Origin of the sequence: Variovorax sp. OK212 (assembly GCF_900112425.1) — a bacterium.
Lineage (GTDB): Bacteria > Pseudomonadota > Gammaproteobacteria > Burkholderiales > Burkholderiaceae_C > Variovorax.
This window is the reverse complement of the sequence record NZ_FOLP01000036.1, coordinates 17,364-42,105: the sequence shown is the minus strand read 5'-3', so window position 1 is coordinate 42,105 and position 24,742 is coordinate 17,364. Positions and strand designations below refer to the sequence as shown.

Genomic DNA, 24,742 nt, shown 5'->3' with positions numbered 1-24,742 from the left:
GTGTTCGCCCGGCGCATCGTGGGCTGGCGGGTCAGCAGCTCGATGCGCACGGACTTCGTGCTCGATGCTTTGGAGCAAGCGCTGTACGACCGTCAGCCCGAGCGTGACGGCAGCTTGATTTGTCACTCCGATCGCGGCTCGCAATACGTCAGCATCCGGTACACGGAACGACTGGGCGAGGCTGGCATTGAGCCATCAGTGGGCAGTAAAGGCGATTCCTACGACAACGCCCTGGCCGAAACGATCAACGGCCTCTACAAGGCCGAGCTGATCCATCGCCGGGCACCGTGGAAGACCAAGGAGGCGGTGGAGTTCGCCACGCTCGAATGGGTGTCCTGGTTCAACCACCAACGCCTGCTCGAACCCATCGGCTACATCCCGCCTGCAGAAGCTGAGGCAAACTATTACTGGCAACTCGCCAGTCAGACCGCCACGATGGCGGCATGACTTAAACCAACCGGCCTCCATGAAAGCCGGGGCGATTCATACTGAGGTGACCATGAAGTTCAACGAAATTCGAAGACAACAGTTCTTGGCAGAAGATCTTGCTAAAGAGCGTGAAGAAGATTTAACAGACCGAATCGCCGATTTCAAGCAGGAAATCGGCAGCATGACCTTGCGCGAAGGAGCTCGCGTAAGCTATGCCTGGAAGGTCGCCAGCGAATCACTCCAACTGCTTATTCTTCGCTATACCGCAGGTCTTCCTATCGCGGATCTGTCGCAGGAGATTTCATCCGTTATCGCAGCGTTCGATGTCTTCGTCCCGCTCGAAAACCCGCGGCCCAACGAAGCCCACTCGCTAACCATCACACAACTCGAGGCCTATGTCTACGTGATGTGGTTGCTGGCGCTGTGCAGATTGCTGGGCCATGCGGAATTGGTTTCCGCAGTGATGCGCTGGCTCGACAAGAACGCTGAGTTCAACAGAGGCCGCGATGGCCTTTTTGAGGCTGTGGTGGAGAAGCTGACGGGTCGCAAGGAGCCCGTGGAGCGCGTATTGCTGCATCCCGCCGCCTATCGCCCACTCGCCAAGGCGACAGCGCCTGACGCCCAGGACCGCCCCACACTGGTGAAGGAATTCCTCGACGGCTGGTACAAGAACATGAAGGACTGCTACTGGCACAACACCCACACCGACAAGGAGGGGTCGTCCTACTTTGGTTACTGGGCCTTCGAGGCGGCATTGGTCACCGTGCTTTGGGACATCGACGACACCAGCTATCGAGACCATCTGGTCTATCCCAAAGACTTGGCCGACTGGGCCAGAGAACACCGAGCCCGGTCATCGCCCAACGATCCATCGAATACGCCTGCCGGCGCAGCCTCGTCGGAGCGGCAATCCTATGTTCCCGGTGGCGATCCGTGCCCACAGGCCGGCTGGTGGTTCACAGTGGCGCAATCGGACAGCCGCCGCTACTTCGAGAAGGGCGAGATCATGCCGATCATCAAGGGCAGCAGGTTTGGTGACACGTACTGGCAGCGGGCTAACGAACAAGATGCTCCAAAACACCCTGGCGGGCAATAGAGACACAGCCAACCGCACTCCCGCCAGCAGCCGGCTAAATCAGTGAAGATTGAACGCGGTCAAATATGTTGCCGCGCGCCACCACCTCATTGGCGGCTGAGATCCGCGCGCGAGAAGCGCAGCTCGCGCTCAACCTTGCCCGCAGTCAGAGCCTCGACCACCAGTTCGTCGCCGCTCGTCCTAAACCTGGTCTGCGAGCCGTCGGCGGCCTCGCCAAACCACCGCGCTCCCGCAATGTTGTCGTCCCAGGTGAGCACTGCGTCACCGCGAAGCTTGCAACGGTAACTCAACTGGCGGCCGTCCGTCGGCCGCTCGTACTTCACCTGCGCGAACCCGTCGACCATCGCGCCCCGCATGCTCGCCGCGTCACGCTGGTATAGCACCGAAAGCGCGGCGCGACAGATCTGCACCGCTTCGAAGTTGCCGACTGCCAGCGTGGGCGACGTCTCAGTTGGTGGAGGCGGCCTTGGCTGCGTCCTGGAGCAGGCCGCCACTGCTGTCGGCTTGCTCGAGCTGTCCTTTAGCGCGCCAAAAGCGATGTCGATGCCTTGCTTTTCCATAAGTTCCATCAACTGGGGGCTGCAGTAGGTCGCTTGCCAGTTGGCGGGGCTGAGTGAAGCGTCGACCACGTTCGAGACTTCAGATGCGAGGATGAACACCGTCGAATACGTGAGGGGGGAATCGTCGGTCTGCTCAGATTCGCCGCGGCGAGCGAGCGAGGAATGCTTGCTCATGAGGGTTGAGGCGTAGGCCTCCAAGCGGCCAGCATTGGAATGCGCCACATGGCCGGTAGGCTCGCGGGGCTCGCCACAGCCTGAGAGGATCCCGCAGATTGCGAGCGAAAGCCCAATGACGCGTCCGATCCTCAACTGCATGATCCGATCTCCCTCTTGTTCGTAGTGCGATCACGCGCTTGAATGCCAGCTTGGCGCGTGGGCGACGCGCATTCTCTCGCATCCAGCGCAAGCACGTCGATGCCGCAACGCAAAACAGGGCATCCCGAAGCGGGATGCCCTGTGAAGAGTAATGGTCGGGGAAGCACGATTCGAACGTGCGACATCGGCGTCCCAAACGCCGCGCTCTGCCAGGCTGAGCTATACCCCGAAAACAAAATTGGTGCGGATGGTCCGACTTGAACGGACGGCCTCTGCTTCGGAGGCCAGCGCTCTAATCCAACTGAGCTACACCCGCGGAACATTTTCGAATACGACGCCTTGAAGGCGCGAAATGGTGGGTGATGACGGACTCAAACCGCCGACCCTCTCCGTGTAAAAGAGACGCTCTATCGCTGAGCTAATCACCCGTGATTTTATTGATCTCGAACAGCGCAAGCTGTTAGGGAAGGTCTGATCAAGAGCACGTTTCTTGCGTGAGGGACTGAACCCTGCGAAGGAGCACGAGCGATGAGCCAGATCAGTTTTGCGGATGCGGAGCAAGCGGGCAAGAGGAAGAAGACCAGGCGCGAAATCTTCCTTGCCGAAATGGAACTGGTGGTGCCGTGGAAGGCGCTGCTCAAAGTCATCGAGCCCCACTATCCAGTGGCAGGCCGAGGCCGTCGTCCCTACCCGCTGCAAGCCATGCTGCGCGTGCACCTGATGCAGAACTGGTTCGCCCTGAGCGACCCGGCGATGGAAGAAGCCTTGTACGAGATCGCCTCGCTGCGCACGTTCGCCGGACTCGGTCTGGAGGCGATCCCCGACGAGACGACCATCCTGAACTTCCGCCACCTGCTGGAAGCCAGCGATCTGGCCGAAGACATCTTCAAGCAGGTCAACGCCCACCTGGCCAGGAAGGGGCTGCTCCTGAAGCGCGGCTCCATCGTGGACGCCACGATCATCGCGGCGCCCAGTTCGACCAAGAACAGTACGGGCGAGCGTGACCCCGAGATGCACCAGACCAAGAAGGGCAACCAATGGCATTTCGGCATGAAGGCGCATATCGCGGTGGATGCCGAGTCGGGACTGGTGCATACCGTGACGGCGACGGCCGCCAACGAAGCGGACGTGGAACAGGTGGCTGACTTGCTGCACGGCAAGGAAGAGCAGGTGTGGGCCGACTCGGGCTACCGAGGAGCACAGAGCCGAGTCAAGCGCAGCGTGCAGTGGCACATTGCGGGCCGGCCCAGCGACATGGCGAAGATGCCGGAGGGGCGAGCCAAGGCCAAGGCGCGCAAGCAGGAATACCAGAAGGCCAGCATCCGGGCGAAGGTGGAGCACCCGTTCCGGGTGATCAAGCGGCAGTTCGGTCTCGCGAAGGTGAGGTTCAAGGGACTGGCCAAGAACACGGCGCATGTGATCACGCTGTTTGCGCTGTCCAACCTGTGGATGGCGCGCAAGAAATTGATGGCGATGATGGGACAGGTGCGTCTGCAAACAGCGTGAGTGCGCTGGATCAGGGGCAGACCTCGCCGATTCGGGGCATCTGGCGGGGCGATCCATTTCCGTGCACGCCATTGACCTTCATCGCGCGCCGATTGATGACCTGTTCAGACCTTCCCAAGACCTTCGCGTGGGTCAAGCGCCAGGTCGACGAGCCCATCGCCAAGCAGATTGCCGCGCTCGGCATCAAGGGCCTGTACCAGCGCCGCGAATGCAAGCGCCAGTACCCCGAAGGCGAAGCCGCCGCGCACGTGGTCGGTTTCACCAACGTGTAAGTCAGCGGGCAGGAAGGCCTCGGGCTCGGGTTCAACAATGACCTGACCGGCAAGGCCGGCTCGCGCGGCGTCATCAAGGACCGCCTGGGCCGCGTGGTCGAGGGCGTGGGCAACACGTGCCGCCGCTGGACGGCAAGGACATCCAGTTGCGCGTGGACAGCAAGGTGCAGTTCTTCGCGTACCAGAAACTGCGCGACGCCGTGACGGCGCGCAAGGCCAAGGCCAAGGCTAAGGCCTGCAGCGTGGTGGTGCTCGACAGCATCACGGGTGAAGTGCTGGCGCTGGCCGATTGCCCGAGCTACGTGCCCGACAAGCGCCAGAACCTCACAGCGATGGGCTCGATCGCATGTTCCGCTGCGCCAAGGCTTTGCTTTTCCGTTCTGCCGAGCCTGTGTTCCTGCCCGATCTGGGAGACGACTTCGTGGACAGCACAGCAGACTATCTCCAGGCGACGGCTGGCCTGGAAGTGGATCGCGATGCATTCAAGCTGCTGCTCCACAGCCTGCTCTATACGCCGCAATTCTTGAGCGAAATCACTCGCGGCAGGTTGATGAGCGGCAGCGCGTGAGTCGATGAGGGACTTCTTCTTTTGTCTGGAGGACTCCCCGAAACCTCGGAGGTCCAGTCGGCCGTCCGCAGGTTGACCAAGCTGCAGATCGTGGAGCCTACTGACGCAACGGAAACTATGAGCTGGTCGATCAGGGGCTGCAGATCGCGGCCAATGAGTTGTTCAAGTGAACTGCTGATCGCGATTCATGACGTTCGACCCGACCCTGCCGGGCGGTGCGACCCATCGATCAGCACATTTTTCCGAGGCGTGCCAACGCCCGCCTTTGCCGCTGATGATGGACTCATCGCAATCTCGACTTGGTTCGTACCACCGGCGGGCGTCGAGCCGGTGATCGCCACCAGATGAGAGAAGCGAAGGGCCGGATGGCGCATGGCGTATTCACCGTCACCAACGGCCTCGTCATCCAGACCGATATCCACATCAAGCGTGTCGACGTGCGCCATGACGTTGTCGACAGGACTACCAACTGCGAGCAGGCCTTTGGCGAATGTATGGCGACTGCCTGACGACCGCTATGGAACAGGCGGGCAGCGCGAATCCACCGCGCTCGTGGTCAGCACCGTCAATTCAACGCATTCGACGCCGCGCGGTCCTTCTGCGTGTAGCGATCGTCGCGCCACCCCGGTCGAGTTCCTTGGAGCGTCGAACGCGGCGGCGAGCTTGGCGGGGGTGGGGTTGGCGCCGGCTATCTCGAGGTCCTCGACCAGGAGCTTGGCGTCGAGGGAGCCTTCCATGGCCGCGTAGCTGAGCGGCGGTTGCGGTCCATGCCTTTGCGGGCGGTGTGGAACTCGTTGACCATCGGGACGCCGACTTTGGTCGGGCGAGGCCCGCCCGAGGTGGCGACGCCGCGGCGTTCGCACGAGAATTTGGAGAAGAACTGCTGCGCGTTGACGTTTGAAACCGCGATGAGCTGGGAGGTGCTGGCCCTTGGCACGCCTGCTGCGCTTTGCCACCATCGCGGTCGAGCCGCGCGGCGGCGCCGCCACTCTCCAGCTTAGGCGGGAGTCCGGCGGCACGGCTGTGCCGCTCGGGCAGGCCGAGTTCGACAGAGTCCTTGTAAAGGGCAGCAAAGCACTGCGAGATGCGGCGAAGCGAGCCGCGCAGTCCGGCGTACCGAAGGCTAAACGCCCGCTGTCGAAAGGCCGGCCGACCATGAAAGATGCAGGCGCACGCAGAAGCGCATGCCCCTCGCACGCGTTTGCTGTGTCGCGCCTCGCCGATGCGAAGATGCTCGATGTCGCGCAAAAGGTGCTCGCCCGATAAGGAGGCGTGCGAAGGCTTCAGCCGGTTGAGAGCCGAGCTGTTCTGTCCTCGCAACTAGCAGTCCACAACCATCGAGCCGTTCATACAGGCCGTGGACTCCTGGATCCGCCGTACGACGAACAGCGGATCAAGATCTACCGGGCACTGTTAAGCCCTATCGAACATCCGGAGAGGTCTTGGACTACGCCGTGAAACGAGTCCAAGTGTTTATCCGCATCCCCTGCTGATGATGATTGCAGTCGCGCCAATACAGCTGGTGCAACGAGCCCTGAACATCCGGAGGCGGACCTCGAGAGATTGCCTCGGCGCGAAAACTCCGGCCTCGCTTCGGTTTCTCACGGCGAGACCGTCGGTCACTTGCTCTTTGTTCGTTCGCGCTGCGGAAGACCAGGCAGCGTCGCATCGACGACTCACGGAGCAATAGCGTCTCTTTGGCACGCTGTAGCCGTGCAGGGCACCCCCGAAATTGAGTATTTCATGCTGCCAGTGGGGCTGCTTTCTTGGCCCCGTCGCATCGGTGTTCGACCTTCAGTGAAGAAATTTCTAGATCGAGCGAAACGCCACTTGCACAATTTCGGACAATAAAATTACACTTAGAAACAAGAAGATTGAGCCGGGTTTGCGCCGAAAGACATCTTCCGCTGACCCGGATGGCTGCTTTCGCCGCCTCGATCGCATCGTCGATTCGATCGGCATCGAGCGCTGCCGGCCCCTTCGTCAGACGAACGATCCCGGCAGCATCTTGAGCGAGGCCAACTCCAAGAGAACCGAAAGCCCAGTCAATGCACAACAGCCAACAACATCGATCTTTTCTCCTTGGTTCCGCTGCTGCGAAAGCAGCCGCGCTCAGCATCACTGCGGTGCTGGGCCTGAGCGGCTGCGCGTCGTTCAACGTGGAGACCGCCCGACTGTCGACGTCCGAGATCCGCGCGACACTGGAGCAAGACAAGGCCGCGCTTCAGCGGGACGTCGAGCCGCTGGCAGGCCCGTTGACATTGGACGGCGCCATCGCCCGCGCCATCAAGTACAACGCCGACCGCCGCTACCGGGCCATGGAAGAAGCGGTTGCCATCGGCACCTTCGAGGTCGGCAAGTTCGACATGCTGCCCAAGCTGATCGCCTCGGCGGGCTACCGCGAGCGCAACAACGACCTCATCACCCGCAGCGTCGATTCCGTCACAGGATTGCCGTCGCTGGCCAATCCGTACATTTCATCCAGCCGCGAGGCGGCCACGGCCGACATCGGCCTGTCATGGAGCCTGCTCGACTTCGGCCAGAGCTACTACGCCGCGCGCCAGAATGCCGACCGCGTGCTCATCGCCGGCGAACGCCGCCGCAAGGCGCTGCACACCTTGGTACTCGACGTGCGCACCGCCTATTGGCGCGTGGCCGCCGCGCAGAAGCTGATGCCTCTGCTGCGCACAACCATCTCCGATTCGGAGCAAGCACTCAAGGACGCCCGCAAGGCCGAAGACGACCGTATCCGCTCGCCGCTGGAGCCGCTACGCTACCAACGCCAGTTGCTGGAGAACCTGCGCCTGCTGGAAACTATCGAGCAGGAACTGTCAACGGCCCGTGTCGAACTGGCGACCCTCACCGCGCTGCCGCTGACCACGTCCTACACCGTGGTGGAACCAGCGAATGACGCGAACACCGTCTGGCTGCAACAGCCTCTGGAAAAGCTGGAAGAGGTGGCGTTGCAGCGCAACCCCGATCTGCGCGAAGGCATGTACAACGCTCGAATCGCCCAGCAGGAAACGCGGCGCGCGCTGCTCAAGCTGTTCCCCGGCCTGTCTTTCAACTATGGTTTCAAGCACAGCAACGACGATTTCCTGATCCATCAGAACTGGAACGAGGTCGGTGCACAGATTTCGTTCAACCTGATGGGCCTGTTGTCGGCGCCCGCGCAGATGCGCCTGGCCGACACCGGTGTCGCGCTGGCAGACCAGCGTCGCATGGCCATGCAGATGGCCGTGCTCACGCAACTGCACATCGCACGCCTGCAATACGCCAATACCGCCCGCCAGTACGAGCGCTCAGACGCGATCGCCCAGGTCGACGGCCGCATCGCGCAGCATGTCGCCAACCAGGCCGATGCGCAGAAGCAGTCGGTGCTGGACCGGATTTCACAGCAGAGCACCTCGGTCCTGTCGCAGTTGCGCCGTTACCAAGCGTTGTCGAACGCGCAGGCGGCGGCTTCGCGGCTGCAAGCCACGCTGGGCATGGAGCCGTCGGTGGACGCTTCATCCACCATCCCACTGGCCGCCCTGACCGACGCGGTCGCCCAATCCCTGCAAACGTGGAACAAGGGCGAGTTGCCGCTTGCTGGAGAAGTCCGATGAGGCCAGCCGTGCTCAGGGTGCGCCGGTACGGCGCGCTGGCGTGCGCGCTGTCAGCCCTGGCTCCGGGGGTGCCCGCGGCGACGTCGCAACCCGCGTCAAGCTCCGCGCTGGAGACACGCGAGGTGCGCGCCCAACTGGCGCCGCGCCGCTACACGACGCTGGCGGCGGAAATCGGCGCCAAGATCAATCGCCTGCCGCTGCCCGAGGGCGCGGCGTTCAAGCAGGGGCAGATGCTCGTGCAGTTCGACTGCGTGCTGCAGCAGGCCCAGCTCGCGAAGGCCGAGGCCGCGCTCATGGCAGCCAATACCGCATGGCACGGCAACCAAAAACTCTCCGACCTGAATTCGGTGGGCAAGGTCGAACTCGACGTCTCGAAAGCCGAAGCGCTCAAGGCGCAGGCCGAGGTCTCGGCCCATCGCGCGCTGATCGGCAAATGCGTGATTGCTGCTCCATTCTCCGGGCGCATCGCCGAGCAGAAGGCGCGCGAGCAGCAGTACGTTCAGCCGGGACAACCGCTCCTCGAAATCCTCGACGACAGCCAGTTGGAGTTGGAATTCATCGTTCCGTCGCGCTGGCTCGCCTGGGTGCGCGCTGGCACAGCGTTCGAAGTCAACATCGACGAAACCGGCAAGACCTACCCGGCCAAGGTGCAACGCATCGCAGCGCGCGTCGATCCGGTGAGTCAATCGGTCAAGCTGAGCGCGGTCATTGATGGCCGCTTCAGCGAATTGGCCGCCGGCATGAGCGGCAAGGTCCTGATGGCACCGCCGTCGCCGCGCTGACCTCTTTTTCATCCGTCCAACGCAACAGCCGCGCCTCTTCAGGGAAGCCTGCCATGAACCCGTCGATTTCTCCCCTGCGCCTGCGCGCCGGCACCATCGGCAGCCGCCGTCCGCTGCGCGCGGCATCGCAGCTGCTTGCGCTGGAGCAGCGCTTCATGTTCGACGGCGCGGTGGCCGATGCCGCCCATGCCGCGCAAGCCGCCCACGACAGCGCGCCACCGCCCGTGCCACCGGCGGTGGAAGTGCGCGCCGCCGAGCCGGCAAAGGACCAGGGCAAGAAGGAGGTGGTGCTGGTCGACACCTCGCTGGCCAATTACAAGAGCCTGGAAGCGGGTGTGCGCGACGGCGTAGGCATCGTCGAGTTCGACGGCAGCCGCGACGGCTTGGCACAGATCGCGCAATGGGCGGCCAAGCAGAGCGGATTGGACGCCATGCACATCCTGTCGCACGGTTCGGCGGGCACGCTCGATCTCGGCACAACGCAACTGACCGAGTCCTCCCTGTCATTGGCCGCCACGCAGGCCGAGCTGGCCGGACTCGGCCGTGCGTTGGCGGCCGACGGCGATCTGCTGTTGTACGGCTGCGACGTGGCCGCGGGCAGCGGCGGCGCAAAGCTGTTGGACGGCATCGCCAAGGCCACGGGCGCCGACGTCGCCGCCTCGACCGACCTGACCGGCGCCGCCCGGCTCGGCGGCAATTGGACGCTGGAAGCCCACGACGGCATCATCGATGCGCGCGAGCTGGCATTGACGCAATACGACGGCGTACTCGCCACCCTCGGCTTCATCTACGGCGTGGACGCCGACGATCTGACACCCAGCACCAGCATCGTCAAACCCATCGGTAGCCAGGCGATCACCTTCTCCAGCGGAGAGATCTACGATTACAACGACGGCCTGGGCATCTATCCGCTGGCTGCCGACCACAACTCGGTGACGCTAACCCTCACCGTCACCTCCGGCTACAGCTTCGACCTGAACTCGTTCATGGCGCAAGGCAACAACAACACGCTGAGCATCTCGGGCACGTTTGCCGATGGCACTCCATTCAGCTTCGGCGTGAACGGTATCAACGTCAACGGCACGCTGGGCACGGTCAGCAGCTTCTCCACGCCGCTGAACGACGTCAAAAGCGTGGTGATCACCTCCACCGACTACGCCACCTTCCAGAATTTCGTCATCAATGACGTCAAGGCCCTTCCACCGGTGGCCAAGGTCAACGCCGCCCAACTGTCGAGCGACAGCGGCGCCAGCGGCACCGACTTCATCACCAACACCGCAGCGCAAACCATCAGCGGCACGCTGTCGGCGAACCTGGGTGTTGGCGAAAAAGTGCAGGTATCCTATGACAACGGCGGCTCGTGGAGCGACGCCACCAGCTACCTGGTGGGCACCAGCACGTGGAGCACCAACACGACGCTTGCCGGCAGCAGCACTTTCCTCGCGCGCGTCACCAACGTCGACGCCGCCAGCACCGCCTACTCGCACACCTACACGCTGGACACGACGGCGCCGACCACCAGCTTCAGCAGCATCGCGCTGTCGGCCGACACGGGCGCCAGCAGCACCGACTTCATCACCAAGACCGCGTCCCAGACCATCAGTGCCACGCTCAGCGGCGCACTGGCCGGCACCGACGTTGTCTGGGGCTCGACCGACGGCGGCAGCAGCTGGACCGACATCACCAGCAAGGTAAGCGGCACCACGCTGAGCTGGAACGGCACGACGCTGGGCGCCGGCAGCAGTTCCATCATGCTCAAGGTCACCGATGCCGCAGGCAACGACAGCTCCCCCGGCTCCCAGATCTATACCCTCGACACCACCGCGCCCACCAAGAGCGGGACCACGGTTGCGTTGTCCAACGACAGCGGCTCCTCGTCGACCGACTTCGTCACTAACGCGGCGTCGCAAACCATCAGCGGCACACTGTCGGCCAACTTGGCCAGCGGCGAAATCGTCTACGTGTCGCTCGACAATGGCAGCACCTGGACTGCAGCCACCGCCGCCGTCGGCCAGAACACCTGGTCGCTGGCTGGTCAAACGCTGACCGGCAGCAGCACGCTCCGGGTCAAGGTCAGCGACACCGCCGGCAACGACGGCGCCGTGCTGTTGCAGGCGTATGAGCTTGACACCACGGCGCCGACCATCAGCTACGGCGGCCTGGCACTGTCGGCCGACACCGGCAGCAGCAGTACGGACTTCATCACCAAGACCGCGGCGCAGACCGTCAGCGCCACGCTGAGCTCGGCGTTGGCCGCCAGCGACATCGTGTACGGCTCGCTGGACAACGGCGTCAGCTGGACCGACATCACCAGCAAGGTGAGCGGCACCGCGCTAAGCTGGAACGGCGTCACACTGGCCGGCAGCAACGCGCTGCAGTTAAAGGTGGTCGATGCCGCCGGCAACCAGGGCAGCGTGCGCAGCCAAGCGTACGTGCTCGATACCAGCGCCCCGGCCACGCCCGGCACACCAGATCTGGCCTCCGCCAGCGACACCGGCGCGTTCAACAACGACAATATCACCACCGACTCCACGCCGACGCTGAGCGGCACGGCCGAGAACGGCAGCACGGTCACGCTGTACGACGGCGTCACAATGCTCGGCACTGTCACTGCCGGCGCAAGCGGCTGGACCTTCACCACCGGCGCGCTGATCCAGGGCAGCCATACCATCACGGCCGTGTCCACCGACACCGCCGGCAATGTCTCGGCCGCCTCCGTCGGGCTGACCATCACCATCGACACCACCGCGCCCACCGTCGGTTCGGTTGCGGTGCCGGCCGACGGCACCTACTACAGCGGTGGCGCGCTGAACTTCACGGTCAACTTCAGCGAGGCCGTCATCGTCGACACCTTCGGCGGCACGCCGCGCATCGCCCTCGTGGTCGGTGCCACCACCCGCTACGCCGACTATGTGTCCGGCTCGGGCACCAGCGCGTTGCTTTTCCGCTACACCGTACCGAGCGGCGACATCGATCCCAACGGCATCACCATCGGCGCGCTGTCGGCCAACGGCGGCAGCCTGCAGGACGGAGCCGGCAACAATGCCGCCACCACCCTCAACAGCGTCGGCAGCACGGCCGGCGTCAATGTCGACGGTACGAACCCCAGCATCACCAGCGTCAGCGCGAGCTCGGCCGACGGCGCCTACGGCAGCGGCCAAACCATCACCATCACGGTCGATTTCTCTACCGCGGTCAACGTCGACACCACCGGCGGCACGCCGACACTGGCACTCGGCGGCGGCGGCAGCGCGACCTACACCAGCGGCTCGGGCACCAGCACGCTCACCTTCACATACACCGTTGGCGCCGGCGAGAACAGCGCCGACCTCGACTACAGCGCGTCCAGCGCGCTGTCGCTCAACGGCGCCACCATCATCGACGCTGGTGGCGCCCACCAACCCGCCGCGGTCACGCTGGCCACACCGGGCACGGCCGGCTCGCTCGGAGCCAACAAGGACATCGTGATCGACACCGCCGCGCCGACCAACTCCGTGGCCGGCGCCGCCTTCTCGGCCGACACCGGCACGTCCGGCAGCGACTTCATCACCAGGACGGCGGTCCAGACCATCAGCGGCACGCTGGCGTCCAACCTGGCCGCTGGCGAGCACGTCTACGTCTCGCTCGACAACGGCGCAAGCTGGGCCCTGGCCGCCGTCACGACCGGCTCCAACACCTGGTCGCTGGCCGGCCAGACGCTGACAGGCAGCGGTACGCTCAAGGTGCGCGTCAGCGACGACGCGGGCAACAACGGCACCGTCTATTCGCAGGGCTATGTGCTCGACACCACGGCGCCGACCATCTCCTTCAGCGGCGTTGCGTTGTCAGCAGACACCGGCAGCTCCAGCACCGACTTCGTCACCAGCACCGCCGCCCAGACGATCACTGCCACGCTCAGCGCAGCGCCAGCCGCCGGCGACATCGTCTACGGCTCGCTGGACAACGGCGCCACCTGGACCGACATCACCAGCAAGGTGAGCGGCACTACACTGAGCTGGAACGGCGTCACGCTGGCCGGCAGCGACACCCTGAAGCTGCGCGTTAGCGATGCTGCCGGCAACAACGGTGCGACCACGGCGCAGGCCTATGTGCTCGACACCACGGCGCCGACTACCAGCGTGGCCAGTGCCGCCTTCTCCAGCGACACCGGCGCCTCCAGTTCGGATTTCATCACCAGGACCGCGGCGCAGACTGTCAGCGGCACCCTTTCCGCCAACCTGGCGGCCGGTGAAACGGTGCTGGTCTCGCTCGACAACGGTGCCACCTGGGTCGCTGCCAGCATCGCCGTCGGTACCGACACCTGGGCGCTAGCCGGCCAGACGCTCACCGCCAGCGATACCCTGCAGGTCAAGGTCGTCGATGTTGCCGGCAACGACGGCGTCGTGCTCTCGCAAGGCTATGTATACGACACGGCGGCCACGGTGCCGAGCGTCGCTCCGCTGTCGACCATGAGCACCTCGCCCGTGCTCACCGGCAGCGCCACGCTGGCGGCCGGCGAGACCCTGACCATCACCGTGGGCGGTGCCACCTATGATGTCACGCCGGTGGCCGGCGCCTGGAGCCTCGACCTGGCGGTTGCGGTGCCAGTCAGGGGCACGCTGACGCTGGCATTGAACCAGCGCTACGAGGTGGTGGCGAGCGTCACCGATCTCGCGGGCAACGTCGCGGGCGACACGACGTCCGGCGAACTGGTGCTGGGCACGGTGCCCACCACCACGGTCACCGGTGCAGTGTTCTCCGCCGACCATGGCGCCAGCGGGTCGGACTTCGTGACCAACGCCGCCGGCCAGACGGTCAGCGGCGCCCTCTCCGCCGCGCTCGCCGCCAGCGAGTCGGTCGAGGTGTCGCTCGATGGTGGCAACACTTGGCGCACCGCCGTCGCCGGCGTCGGCGCGACGCACTGGTCGATCGATGTCACGCTGGCCGGCAGCGGCACCCTGGCGGTGCGTGTCTCCAATGCGCTCGGCGGCGGCACACCCTACCGGCAGGCCTATGTGCTCGACACGACGGCACCCGCCGGCGCGGTCGAAGGCGTCGTGCGGCCCGGTGGCGGCGGCGGCGACGTGCAGGGCAGCCTGTCGGCACCGCTCGGCGAAGGCGATACCCTGTTCGCCTCGCGCGACGGCGGACAGAGTTGGTTCGCCGTGGCGGTGGCCGCCGACCGCACGTCGTGGTCGCTCGCGGGGGCCGGCGACGGCGCCTTGCAATTGCGGGTGTCCGACCTGGCGGGCAACACCGGGGCACTGCGCGAGGTGCCGGCCGCGACGTTGCCGACACCGACCCCGATGCCAACGCCTGTGGTTGTGACGCCCGCCTTCCAGACGCCACCGCCGCCGACGCCGCAACCCTGGCTGCCGACGCAGACCGCGGACATCCCCCCGATGGTCGTGCCTGTGTTCGCGCAAGACACCAGCGCGTTCGGTGGATGGCAGTCGTCCGCGTTGCAGCCCGATGCCGTGCTGCGCGGCGGACTCGCCGAGTTGCTGTCCGTCATGCCAGGGCCCGGAGTGGCCGCGTTCCTGGGTGCCGTCGATCACGCCGGCCGTGACGGCATGCCGTTGTCGGCCGGCGTGGCGATCCAGGACCTCTTCGTGCGCGCCGGCGAACCCATCTCCTTGCAACTCCCCGGCGACACCTTTGCCCAGGGCGAGGAAAAAACGAAGCTCGAACTGCGTGCGTTCATGGTGGACGGCAAGATCTTGCCCGGATGGCTCAAGTTTGATGCGCGCACCGCGCGTTTCGAAGGCACGCCGCCGATTGCCTTCGAAGGCACGTTGACCTTCAAGGTGGTGGCGCGCGACGCACACGGTCGCGAAGCGGTGCAGGTCTTCAAGATCACCGTGACCAAGGACGCAAGCGTCAAGGGTGCGAACGCCGGATGGCAGCTTGACCTTGCGCAAACGGCCGGCCGCGCCAGCTTGAGTGACCAGCTGCGCGCCGCGCGCGGCGGCGCCGCCGATCGTTTAGCGACGCTGTCGCAGAGCGCGGCGGCGGCGAGACTGCGAGCATGAGCCCTGGCGCGCCCGCCAATCCCCTGCTCACGCTAATCGAACTGTCCCGGCGCGCGCGTGCCGCGGCCAGTGACAACGAACTCGCCTTCATGGCGGTCAACGACACCCGTGAGCTGGCACCGTACCGCCAGGCCGCGCTGTGGTTCGGTGTCGGTGGCGTCCACACGCTGTCCGGTGTGGTGGCCATCGAAGCCAATGCACCGTATGCGCAGTGGATCGACAACGCGTGCCGCGCGCTGGCTGCGCAACACGACTCCAGCGGCGCGCTGGCGGTCAATTCCGCGCAACTGCCGCGCGAGGTTGGTGCCGCGTGGAGCGAATGGCTGCCCGCCTTCGCCACATGGGTGCCGCTGCGTGGCCTGCACCGGCGCGGCGACACGCAACCCGACGCAGCAGCAGCAGACCCGGCGGGTCTGCTGCTCGCGGGCGACACTGCGCTGTCGCCTGAAGAGTTGGCGGTGCTCGAAGAATGGATGGACACCTGGCAACACGCCTGGCGCGTCTCGCACCGGCGTTCCGCATGGACCGTTGCCGCGCTGCCGGCACGGCTGCGCGGCTGGTGGAACGCCAGGCCGCAAGGCAAGCGGTGGCGCCGACGGCTCGGCGTGGGACTCGCGCTGCTGGTCGTACTGTGCCTGCCGGTTCGCCTCACGGTGCTGGCGCCCGGCGAGCTGGTGCCGGCCAACCCGGCCACCATCCGCGCTCCGCTGGACGGCGTGATCGCGGACTTTTCGGTCCGTCCCAACCAAATGGTGGCCGCCGGCGCGCCGCTGTTTTCCTTTGATCAGGCGCCGATCGACAGCCGTTTGAGCGTGGCCCGTGAAGCGCTGAGCACCGCCGAGGCTGAATACCGGCAGGCAGCGCAGTTGGTACTCAACGACCCGCGCGCCAAGCCGCAACTCGCGACGCTGCTCGGCAAGATCACTGAGAAGAAGGCCCAGTTGGGCTTTCTCGAAGGCCAGGCCCAGCGCTCGCGCGTGATGGCAACGCAGGCAGGCATAGTGCTGTTCGACGATCCGTCCGAGTGGATCGGCCGTCCCGTGCAGACGGGCGAACGCATCATGCAGGTGGCCTCTCCCACCGATGTCGAGATCGAAGCCTGGGTCCCCATCGGGGATGCCATCCCGCTGGCCGAGAACGCGCCGCTGCACTTGTACCTGGCGGCGTCCCCACTATCGCCGGTGTCAGGCACGCTGCGCTACATGAGCCACCGCGCCACGGCCCGCCCCGACGGCAGCTACGCCTACCGGGTGCGCGCCAGGCTCAGCGCCCCCGTGGACAACCGCATCGGTCTTAAAGGAACGGCGAAGCTGGCCGGTGAGCGGGTCCCGCTGATCTACTGGATGCTGCGGCGCCCGCTGGCCAGCATTCGCCAGTTCTTGGCCTTGTAGAGAGCATGCCGGCGAGCTTTCCCACCCTGCGTCAAGAGCTGGCCATACGCGCCGGTCCGCGGCTGGCCGATGGCCAGCCCAGTTGGACGCTGCACGACCCCGTACGCAACTTGTTCTTCCAGCTGGACTGGCCCAGTTTCGAAATGCTCAGCCGCTGGGACTTGCACGATCCGCAGGCGATGCTCGGCGAGATCAACCGCGACACTGCCTTGCAGCTCGACGTCGATGCGTTCGAGCGGCTTGTGGCGTTCTTGCAAGAGCAGCAATTGCTGCTGCCGGGCAAGGCGTCGGCAGCCGCAATGGCCGCAATGCGCGAAAGGCAGCGCGGCAGCTGGCACCAATGGCTGCTGCACAACTACCTGTTCTTTCGGATTCCGCTGCTGCGACCGGACCGCTGGCTGAGCTGGCTGCAACCACGGCTGGCGTTTTTGTTCAGTCCCACGTTCCGCCGCCTGACCGTCGCCGCCGGCGTGCTGGGGCTTGTGGGTGTCTACCGGGAATGGGACCGCTTCTCGGCCACGCTGATGGACACGCTGAGCTGGAACGCTGCGGTGCTGTACGCCTGCGCCATCGTGTTCGCCAAGACATGTCATGAGATGGGGCATGCGCTCACGGCCAAGCGCTACGGCTGCCGGGTGCCGACCATGGGCCTGGCGTTCCTGGTGATGTGGCCAGTGGCCTACACCGACACCAACGAAGTGTGGAAGCTGGCGCGGCGCGGGCAGCGGCTGGCAGTCGCCAGCGCTGGCATCGTCACCGAACTGTGCATCGCTGTATGGGCGACGCTGGCCTGGACGTGGCTCCCGGAAGGCGGTCCCAAGCAGGTCGCATTCCTGCTTTCGACCACCACCTGGATCACCACGCTCACCATCAACGCAAGCCCCTTCATGCGCTTCGACGGCTACTACATGCTGTCGGACTTTCTCGGGCTGCCCAACCTGCATGCGCGTGCCTTCGGGCTGGCCCGCTGGGACTTGCGCGAACGGCTGTTCGCGCTGGGAGAGTCGGCACCCGAAGCATTTCCACGTCGCCGGCATATTGGCCTGATCCTTTTTGCCTGGGCGGTCTGGATCTACCGGCTCGTGCTGTTCCTCGGCATCGCAGCGCTGGTCTACCACTTCTTCATCAAGGCGGTCGGAATTGTCTTGTTTGCCGTGGAGATGGTCTGGTTTGTCGCGTTGCCCGTGTGGCGCGAGCTGCAGGCGTGGCGCGCGCGCCGCACCGCTTTGCGCCACAGCCGCCGCGTCCGACGCAGCGCCATGCTGGCGGTGCTGTTCGTGCTCGCTTTTTTTCTGCCGTGGCCGGACCGCGTGCATACCTCGGGCTTGCTGCAACCGCAGACCCGGCTGGCACTGTACGCCCCGGTCTACGCCATGCTGGACGCGCTGCCGTTCGGCAACGGACAGGCGGTGCAGGCTGGCCAACCGCTGCTGCGCCTGTCCTCCCCGGAACTGGACCTGCGCGCCAGCGAGGCTGGTGCACGCCACGATCTGCTGGCATGGCAATCAGCGACCTCCGGCCTCGATGCGACCAGCCGCAAGGACTGGCAGGTACTCAACGACCAACTGGCGTTTGCCGGTGCCGAGCAAGCTGCCGTAGGGACAGACTTGCAACGCTACCGTCCGGTCGCCCCCAACGCCGGGGTGATGGTCGACATCGACCCCGACCTGCGGCCCGGTGAATGGCTCAAAGGCCAGGAATACCTCGGCTCGCTGGTGACACCCGGCCGCTGGCAGGTGGTGACTTATGTCGATGAGGATGCGGTGCGCCGCATTACCCGCGGCGACAGGGCGCTGTTCATCTCTGACGGTCTGGGTGGAGCGGCCCTGCGGCTGACAGTGGCCGGCATCGATCGCGATGCCAGCCGCACGCTGGGCGAGCCGGAGCTGGCGTCGCTGTTCGGCGGCGACCTGCTTGTGCGTGAAAAGAACGGCTCGCTGTACCCTGAGCATGCCGTCTACCGCGTGGTGCTGGATGCCGACGAGGCTCTGCCTGCCACCAACCCGTCGTGGCGCGGGCACGTGGCCATCGCCGGGCAATGGGAAGTGCCTGCGATGCGCTTCCTGCGATACGCCGCCTCGGTGGCTTGGCGCGAGGCCGGCTTCTAGGGCTGCTTGCGTCGTTCGCGCGCAACCAGCGAACGCCTGCAAGAGAGTTCCGGTATCACCGAGGTCCTGGTGGCGTGCCGGCTCCGCTGCGGTGATCGCGAGGCTGTACAAACTGAACGCGAGCGTGGTGTACGAGTGGCGCGCTGACGATCGCAAAGCGGCGCGGCCGAAGTCGATTGCTGTTTCGAGCGTGCAGGTGCTCCGGCTTGATCGCGCTCGATGTGCGGCTCGAAGCCGAAATGCCCGTGCGCGACAACGCCAAGTCGATCCATCATTGCATCGATGTCTACGAGTACCCGGATGGGCACGTCGAGCTCGTCCGACGGAGTCAATCTAGCATACGAGCGCCATGACCATTTGGCGCGAATCGATACCGCTGCCATCGGGCGTTCTTGACAACCCACGTGCCCGCGCATGAGCCGCCGTCTTGCCCTGCGGGAGTAGTGCCATCCTGTCTCCCCTCGCGCGTTGGTGAGCGACAAAGATATGGTGATGTCGTGGTGGCCCGGCACCCACGCGACACGGCCCGCACTAAGCCGGCGTGCCGCGCACCCGACGCCGAAGCCGCCGTGCACCAGAAGCTTGACGCGCGTGCCGCGGGCGTTCGCGAACAGTAGCCACGCGCCTGCGCCGCACCGAAGACTTGCACGACGCGCGCCAACAGGTGGTCGGCACCGGCGCGCATGTCGATGGGGTCGGCGGCCAGCCACATCGCGTCGATGCGGATCATCGAAGCAGCTCGCGCATCCAGACCACGCGGTCCCTGGAGGCACCTAACGCCAGGTCACCGTGACCGTCGTCGGTCCAGGCCGCAGCTCGATGCGATTGTCTGGGGCCTGAGCCGGTGGCGCCGGTGTCGGCAAGCGGACCGGCACGAAGACGATCTTAGGCTCTCGTGCGTTGGCTCCAACAGGGACGTCTGCGCGCACGACCTCGCTTCTTGCCTTCATCTCGGCCTCGTGCACCTGACCTGGGATTCTTCTGACTCGCCGCAGCGACTGCATGAATCGCCCCGCATCCGGGCCGATTCAGCAAGCCGACGCCACAGCATCTACAGGCTCTCAGACTTCCGATACCTTCAGATCAGCCTAGCATCACAGCGCAAATGATCAAGTTCGGCTGGTCTCATGTGCAATCTCGCCAGCGAAAACCGACATTCCTGCCGCTCGTCTCGCGCTCAGCATGAGCGCTTGCACGTCGATACCCGGCGGCTACGCAACAGATCCCGTGGACGCCAAGAACTGCCGCTATCGCGTGGAGCCGACCGAGAAGCCGGGCTTCGCACTGGAGGTGTTCTATAGGGAGTACCGGTTTCTCCGATCGCCTGAAAAGCCGATACACACTGCCAAGCCCTGCTTCGTGCATACCGCAGAGCGTCTTGCACAGAAAAAGGCTAAGAAGCTCAAACCGATCTTCCTTGCCGACATCAATGCCGCGCCGACGCGCAATTCCGTTGATGGAACCTACGCTGGCAGGGCGTTCATCTCTTGACCCCGCTGGCTTTTTCGCAGGGGCATCGTCAACAGCCGGTTCTAGCTGACAGCCGAAGGCTCCGCTGAAGCCTCCAGCACGAGCCTGTTTTTCGAGCTTCTAAGGGCTGCCGGCATAGCCAGCAGTCACGGACCTCACAAGCGAGTGGTCTTCAAGCGTTCCGCCTCCGACGTCGCAGAACGCAGAGGGGCGGCGCAGACTCGGCGGCCGCCCTAACGGCTTTTGACCGGCGACAAGACATTCGCGCGGCCCCATGAGCCTAGTGCCACGATACGCAGTGCGACCTGTTCCATTTGCTGGACTTGAAATTCGTCAAACTTTCGACCCGCCGACCGCGCGCAAGAAGCCGGCAGTTTCGAAAACGATTCGGCGGGCAGGACGATGAAATCGAATGGCGCTGGGCTGTTCGACGCGATGCGTGCATAGACGCTGAGGTCGACGTCGCGAGTCGCTCCTGGTCCAAGGCGCCAGCGTTGTTGGCCGCGCGCATCGACATTGCATCTGAGCGCGCTCATGCGAACGCGCAAACCTGCGACCTGGAGGCTTGTGCTTCCGCTCGCTGACACGTGCATGCCCATCGACTGCAGGCATTGGGAGAGGTCGATGGCCAGTTGCCTCGCCAGTGCGCGATGCTGACGGATGCCCTCGATGTAGCCATAGTCGCGGTCAAGGCTCAGGCCTGCTTGGAGGCACGCCTCAGGAAGGCTACCGAAGCGATCCAAGTAGGTGCGTGCGCAAGGCATTTCCGAATCCGAGCGCAAGAGCGCAGCGGACACGCGGCCGTGCCGCGCGAAGACGTCACGCAACGCTTGCAGCAGCATGGCATCACTCCAACCCGCGCGTCGTGCCAGCGCACCTTGCGCCCGCACAAAAAGTCCGGGCTCGATCAGCGGAGCGAAACGTCCCTTGGTGACAACCCAATCGCTGTGTCCATTCAGCACCTGCGGGCGCTTAAGCTTGGCGCTTCGCCGGTTGTAGCTCAAGGTCCCGAGGTAGCGTTCGTTCGAAACAATCCCTCGAATCATGCCGCGCGTCCAGGACCTTCCCGATTCCGATGGGATCGCATCAGCGTCCAGGCCCTTCGCAATCTCGAGGTGCGACCGGCCATTGACGTACTCCATGAAAATCCTGCGCAGCACACTGACTTCAGCGTCAGGACCGGGCACAAGGACCACCCGATCGGACTGAAGGCGCTTGCGCTCGCCTCGCATCAGCAACCCCCTGTCCTCACCTTCTGGCCCGACCAGCCGTCGTCGCAAGCCGTAGCCTGGCGTACCTCCTTGGAAATAACCTAGTCGTGCGAGTCGCATTTGCCCGATGGACACCTTGGCAGAGAGCACCCTGCTGTACTCGCCATCCATCGCTCGCCTGAGATTCTTTAGCAAGACTGAAAACGGGCTGCCATCGTTGTCGAAGCCCTCGGCACAATAGATCACCGGCACGCCGGCGCGGGTGCAAAGGTATTCGTAGTACGCACTCTCATCGCTGTTCTGAAAGCGGCCCCAGCGGCTGACGTCGAGCACCAGAATGGCGCCGAAGTCCACATCGCCCGCAACGACATCTGCGACCAGTTTGCGGAACTGAGCCCGGCCGATCGCATCCAGCCCGCTGCGCCCCTCGTCCATGTAGGTTCGTGTGATGTGCATGGCATGACGCATCGCATACGCTTCGATAGCCGCTGCTTGGTTCTCAATCGAATAGCGCTGATGCTCCGCGGACATGCGCATGTACCGGGCAACGCAAACTGGAGCGGACATGGCGCAGAGAAGCTTCCACGAACAGAATAGGTCCAACGCTCTCGAATTTCAAGGCGAGCAATGCGATGAACGCCCCCGCCAGTAACGGTGGCAACGTACCACGACGTTGATTGACCACCTGAACCGAGAGGCGCGTCCACCGCGAAGCTTACGACCATGGGCAACAACCCGAGCCAAACGCATCAGGAGTGCGGTGCACGACGGCTTCGGCGCATGGCGTGGTGCACAGGTCCCCATCCCGCCAAGCCCGTTCCACATCAATTTGATGATGAAATGCATAAGTCCCGCTGCGCTCGCCCACACACACGGTGCGACTCGTCGCGCAGTTGGTGCCGCATCGTTGGAGTCCGGTGGGTCAGTGGCTGTCGAAGCAGCGCGGTAGCGTTACCGCTGCCTCCACCGAGCACTGTCCTTTTCGCGCATCGTGGTGCAGTAGCGCTGCGCTATAGCATACGGCGCCGTTCGAACCGCCGCCATCAACTGCTCGGCTGTCTCGCTGCCGTGTGTTTTCACGAGCAGGGCCGAGTCACCATCCAGTGCGAGCTGGGTGTAGGCAAAAAGGCAGCATGGAGTGGCGTCGGGTAGAACGCGCCGCCAATGGTTACACGCATGCTCGAGTCAAGACTGAAGCGTTGCATTTGCGCGCTTCCTTGGCTCTGCAAAGCCGGACCTCAGACGCTGCAAACCACTTGGTATGTAGGAGAAGCGCGAAAAGCTGAAGGGTCAGGGACTTGCGGACCCTGATGCGCGCCCCCCCTCGATCGACAGCCACGACTCATTCACTTCCGACCTCTTCCCGTATCTCGCCGCCCGGGACGACGAGGCGCCTTGGTGGTGAGGAACAACAGCCCGGCGTCGCAAGACTGCTCCCCACAAATCTGCCCTCACTGCTGGCGGATGCGTTCCCGGTACTGTTGGGAGGAGAGCCCCCACCGCACACTCCCGAAGTTTGGGAGTTGTGCCGCTTCGCTGCCACGGGACCCGATGCGCCCGCGCAGCTAACCGGGCGCTTCGGTGCTTCCGAAGACGCGCTCGCGCTGCTCCGCAGCGTCATGCCGTGGCGCTCATAGGCATAGGCACGCCGCTCGGGGATGCCACGGGCATCCGGCAGCGGGTTGCGTGCGACCCCAGCGCCTGGATCTGGCTTTTCTTGTCCACGCACACGCACCATCGTCATCAAGGGTGGATCCATGTAGAGGCCGACCTTGTCGCGCTTCTTCTCCGCAAACATCGGATTGCACGACAGCTGATGGTCCGACGGTGGCCGTAATTGACGCCCTCAATCGCTGGCGCTTAGTCGGGTATTGACCTCGTCGATGTCCAGAGCGCGAGGATTGAAGAGTCGACCGACCTACTCCTTCGTCTCGGCGCGCTCGGGATGCTGTGGATCGGCCAGCGCTTCGAGGAGTTCCTCGTGGCCCAGAGACCCGCCCAGGTCCTTGGTGGGCATGCGTTCTCGCCGTCGACGCGCTGTGCATACCCGATCGATGATTCCAGCTTAGCGATTTTCTCAGCCTTGATCTTCTGTCGCCAGCTGTCGCCGAAGTCGCAGAGGGAGTCGAGGGTCGTGCGCGTGCCAACGAGCTCGGTCAACGTCACATCCTCCTTGGGCGTCAGGTCATCGAGGAACTCCCCTCCGGGCTCTGTTGCTCCATGGTGGTCGCGATCGAAGATGAACTCATGCACGTGAACGCCGTCCCTTCCCACGCCCCATAGCAACATCACATGCACGCGGCAGCTCGCTCGTCAGGGGCGCCAGCAACGGTCCCCACACCTTCGGGCGCACGTCCTAGAGTTCAACGCACCACGTCCAAGCGTAGAGGTCTTTCTGTGCGGTTGCCGACAGCAGCCCGTAGGGAGAGCCAAGCCAGAAGCAGCGCGACCACGGCGCTTCCGGTCGTGAAACTCAGCGCTCTAACTTCAGTGTGACACCCAAAACCATATGGCAGCGGCCGTTAGGAGCCACACGGTGACGATCAGAACGGCCCCAAATCTGCTGCGTGGCTTCGACCCTCTGGTCTCAATCCAATCGTCGACTTGGGCTCTGCAATCAACCAAGACATCCGGCGGCAGCAATTTGATGGTTAACCAGATCAGACCGGGAAGTAACAGCACATCGTCAAGGTACCCCAGCACCGGAATGAAATCAGGAACAAGGTCGATAGGACTCAACGCGTAGGCCACTACCAACATGCCTAATGCCTTTGCATGCCAAGGCGTCTTGGGATGCTTACCGGCAACCAGAGCGTCAGTCCGTCCCGTTTCAGTCGTTTGGCCCATGCCTTCAAAGTGCTGCTGATGCTCATGGCGCAGCATGCAGACCCGTATGACTATTGCGGGAGCAGCACACCGATGTCGCGCGCTGGGTGCGTCGGCAGACGTGCCCGCGCATCGCTCAGTTAGGCATACGGGTCGTGCCCGTGGAGCTTGGTCGACTGAATGAGGCTCATGTTCGCCGACCGAGGAAGTACTCGGCCGGGGCCAGCTTTCCGAGGCGGAGCAGCAGGCGATCTTCATGCGTACAGGCATCGATCGCCAGTTCCTCGCTATGGCCGAAGCCTGCAAAAATCGACGCCAGCGAGGCCTTCGAGCCATCAGAGTCGCTTTTCTGCGCGCGGACAAGGTGAATGCGGTGCATCTGCCGGCCTTGGCATGGGCCAGGAAGTCAGCCCCGCCGACGTCGCGTCTCGTAAGACGCGCAAGCAGCGAAGCTTGATCTCGCTGATCGGCTGGAGGGTGCTTCGCGGAGGCGAATTCCTTGGGTGGGGCGAGAATCCATGCAATGGCTCACTGTGTGCGGGCGAGAAGCCCCTGAGCCCTATTTGCAATTCCTAGCTTGACCAGCAAA

15 protein-coding genes, 3 tRNA genes and 5 pseudogenes are annotated in these 24,742 nt (G+C 64.3%); 12 read left to right on the top strand and 11 right to left on the bottom strand.

The features are described from left to right. Both BM004_RS39390 and BM004_RS39385 read left to right on the top strand, forming a co-directional pair. A partial coding sequence (locus tag BM004_RS39390; protein ID WP_143120475.1) for a DDE-type integrase/transposase/recombinase occupies positions 1-447 on the top strand: 447 nt, incomplete at its 5' end. Between the two features lie 52 nt (positions 448-499). Beyond that, positions 500-1,525, top strand: coding sequence for a PoNe immunity protein domain-containing protein (locus BM004_RS39385; RefSeq protein WP_093222185.1), 1,026 nt, complete (start codon positions 500-502; stop codon positions 1,523-1,525). An 86-nt stretch (positions 1,526-1,611) separates the two neighbouring features. On the opposite strand, the gene BM004_RS39380 is transcribed toward BM004_RS39385, so the two are convergent. The 4 genes from BM004_RS39380 to BM004_RS39365 all read right to left on the bottom strand — a co-directional run bounded on the left by BM004_RS39380 (position 1,612) and on the right by BM004_RS39365 (position 2,828). After that, positions 1,612-2,259 carry a hypothetical protein gene (locus BM004_RS39380; RefSeq protein ID WP_143072705.1) on the bottom strand — a complete coding sequence of 216 codons (648 nt, stop codon included), beginning with the start codon at positions 2,257-2,259 and terminating at the stop codon, positions 1,612-1,614. A 293-nt stretch (positions 2,260-2,552) separates the two neighbouring features. Further along, positions 2,553-2,629, bottom strand: a tRNA-Pro gene (locus BM004_RS39375). Positions 2,630-2,639: 10 nt separating this feature from the next. After that, positions 2,640-2,716, bottom strand: a tRNA-Arg gene (locus BM004_RS39370). A gap of 37 nt (positions 2,717-2,753) precedes the next feature. Next, a tRNA-Val gene (locus BM004_RS39365) sits at positions 2,754-2,828 on the bottom strand. Positions 2,829-2,928: 100 nt separating this feature from the next. Between BM004_RS39365 and BM004_RS39360 the strand changes: the two genes are divergently transcribed. Beyond that, positions 2,929-3,906, top strand: coding sequence for an IS5 family transposase (locus BM004_RS39360; protein WP_093222181.1), 978 nt, complete (start codon positions 2,929-2,931; stop codon positions 3,904-3,906). A 107-nt stretch (positions 3,907-4,013) separates the two neighbouring features. Then, a pseudogene (locus BM004_RS39355) lies at positions 4,014-4,507 on the top strand (penicillin-binding protein 2); the annotation flags it as partial. Positions 4,508-4,931: 424 nt separating this feature from the next. Here the strand turns inward: BM004_RS39355 and BM004_RS41150 are convergent. After that, entirely contained in the window at positions 4,932-5,192 is a 261-nt protein-coding gene (locus BM004_RS41150) for a hypothetical protein (RefSeq protein ID WP_143072668.1), read from the bottom strand. Positions 5,193-5,261: 69 nt separating this feature from the next. Then, complete coding sequence (locus BM004_RS41145) at positions 5,262-5,483, bottom strand: hypothetical protein (protein WP_143072667.1); 222 nt, start codon at positions 5,481-5,483, stop codon at positions 5,262-5,264. 193 nt (positions 5,484-5,676) lie between these two features. On the opposite strand from BM004_RS41145, the gene BM004_RS42595 reads away from it, so the two are divergent. The 8 genes and pseudogenes from BM004_RS42595 to BM004_RS39325 all read left to right on the top strand — a co-directional run bounded on the left by BM004_RS42595 (position 5,677) and on the right by BM004_RS39325 (position 20,137). Beyond that, positions 5,677-6,012, top strand: a complete 336-nt coding sequence (locus tag BM004_RS42595) for a hypothetical protein (protein ID WP_143072666.1) — start codon at positions 5,677-5,679, stop codon at positions 6,010-6,012. After that, a pseudogene (locus BM004_RS42310) lies at positions 5,981-6,204 on the top strand (IS3 family transposase); the annotation flags it as partial. The gene BM004_RS42595 and the pseudogene BM004_RS42310, both read left to right, overlap by 32 nt. Positions 6,205-6,794: 590 nt before the next feature. Continuing rightward, complete coding sequence (locus tag BM004_RS39350) at positions 6,795-8,354, top strand: TolC family protein (protein WP_093222178.1); 1,560 nt, start codon at positions 6,795-6,797, stop codon at positions 8,352-8,354. Continuing rightward, on the top strand, positions 8,351-9,136 hold the full coding sequence (locus tag BM004_RS39345; protein ID WP_093222177.1) for an efflux RND transporter periplasmic adaptor subunit: 786 nt from the start codon (positions 8,351-8,353) through the stop codon (positions 9,134-9,136). The genes BM004_RS39350 and BM004_RS39345 overlap by 4 nt, the downstream gene beginning before the upstream one ends. A gap of 53 nt (positions 9,137-9,189) precedes the next feature. Further along, positions 9,190-15,147 carry an Ig-like domain-containing protein gene (locus BM004_RS39340; protein ID WP_093222174.1) on the top strand — a complete coding sequence of 1,986 codons (5,958 nt, stop codon included), beginning with the start codon at positions 9,190-9,192 and terminating at the stop codon, positions 15,145-15,147. Then, positions 15,144-16,538: an efflux RND transporter periplasmic adaptor subunit gene (locus tag BM004_RS39335; protein ID WP_093222172.1), complete on the top strand. Its 1,395-nt coding sequence runs from the start codon at positions 15,144-15,146 to the stop codon at positions 16,536-16,538. Before BM004_RS39340 ends, BM004_RS39335 begins: the two co-directional genes overlap by 4 nt. 5 nt (positions 16,539-16,543) lie before the next feature. Next, positions 16,544-18,646: a site-2 protease family protein gene (locus BM004_RS39330; RefSeq protein ID WP_177206776.1), complete on the top strand. Its 2,103-nt coding sequence runs from the start codon at positions 16,544-16,546 to the stop codon at positions 18,644-18,646. A gap of 1,227 nt (positions 18,647-19,873) precedes the next feature. Further along, positions 19,874-20,137 carry a hypothetical protein gene (locus BM004_RS39325; protein WP_143072665.1) on the top strand — a complete coding sequence of 88 codons (264 nt, stop codon included), beginning with the start codon at positions 19,874-19,876 and terminating at the stop codon, positions 20,135-20,137. A 212-nt stretch (positions 20,138-20,349) separates the two neighbouring features. Here the strand turns inward: BM004_RS39325 and BM004_RS39320 are convergent, their stop codons facing one another. The 5 genes and pseudogenes from BM004_RS39320 to BM004_RS39300 all read right to left on the bottom strand — a co-directional run bounded on the left by BM004_RS39320 (position 20,350) and on the right by BM004_RS39300 (position 24,532). Continuing rightward, on the bottom strand, positions 20,350-21,864 hold the full coding sequence (locus tag BM004_RS39320) for a recombinase family protein (protein ID WP_256220297.1): 1,515 nt from the start codon (positions 21,862-21,864) through the stop codon (positions 20,350-20,352). Positions 21,865-22,942: 1,078 nt separating this feature from the next. After that, positions 22,943-23,134, bottom strand: a pseudogene (locus tag BM004_RS42300) (IS630 family transposase); the annotation flags it as partial. Positions 23,135-23,245: 111 nt separating this feature from the next. Then, positions 23,246-23,616, bottom strand: a pseudogene (locus tag BM004_RS42590) (hypothetical protein). A 198-nt stretch (positions 23,617-23,814) separates the two neighbouring features. Continuing rightward, positions 23,815-24,200 (bottom strand): annotated as a pseudogene (locus BM004_RS39305) (YkvA family protein). A gap of 140 nt (positions 24,201-24,340) precedes the next feature. Continuing rightward, positions 24,341-24,532, bottom strand: coding sequence for a hypothetical protein (locus BM004_RS39300; RefSeq protein WP_093222161.1), 192 nt, complete (start codon positions 24,530-24,532; stop codon positions 24,341-24,343). Positions 24,533-24,742 lie beyond the last annotated feature (210 nt).

Excerpts from the sequence above, each read along its gene's own strand:
- BM004_RS39385 (WP_093222185.1), top strand. The coding sequence starts at position 500 with ATGAAGTTCAACGAAATTCGAAGACAACAGTTCTTGGCAGAAGATCTT.
- BM004_RS39380 (WP_143072705.1), bottom strand. The coding sequence starts at position 2,259 with ATGAGCAAGCATTCCTCGCTCGCTCGCCGCGGCGAATCTGAGCAGACC.
- BM004_RS39360 (WP_093222181.1), top strand. The coding sequence starts at position 2,929 with ATGAGCCAGATCAGTTTTGCGGATGCGGAGCAAGCGGGCAAGAGGAAG.
- BM004_RS41150 (WP_143072668.1), bottom strand. The coding sequence starts at position 5,192 with ATGGCGCACGTCGACACGCTTGATGTGGATATCGGTCTGGATGACGAG.
- BM004_RS41145 (WP_143072667.1), bottom strand. The coding sequence starts at position 5,483 with ATGGAAGGCTCCCTCGACGCCAAGCTCCTGGTCGAGGACCTCGAGATA.
- BM004_RS39350 (WP_093222178.1), top strand. The coding sequence starts at position 6,795 with ATGCACAACAGCCAACAACATCGATCTTTTCTCCTTGGTTCCGCTGCT.
- BM004_RS39345 (WP_093222177.1), top strand. The coding sequence starts at position 8,351 with ATGAGGCCAGCCGTGCTCAGGGTGCGCCGGTACGGCGCGCTGGCGTGC.
- BM004_RS39340 (WP_093222174.1), top strand. The coding sequence starts at position 9,190 with ATGAACCCGTCGATTTCTCCCCTGCGCCTGCGCGCCGGCACCATCGGC.
- BM004_RS39335 (WP_093222172.1), top strand. The coding sequence starts at position 15,144 with ATGAGCCCTGGCGCGCCCGCCAATCCCCTGCTCACGCTAATCGAACTG.
- BM004_RS39330 (WP_177206776.1), top strand. The coding sequence starts at position 16,544 with ATGCCGGCGAGCTTTCCCACCCTGCGTCAAGAGCTGGCCATACGCGCC.
- BM004_RS39320 (WP_256220297.1), bottom strand. The coding sequence starts at position 21,864 with ATGCGCATGTCCGCGGAGCATCAGCGCTATTCGATTGAGAACCAAGCA.
- BM004_RS39300 (WP_093222161.1), bottom strand. The coding sequence starts at position 24,532 with ATGCACCGCATTCACCTTGTCCGCGCGCAGAAAAGCGACTCTGATGGC.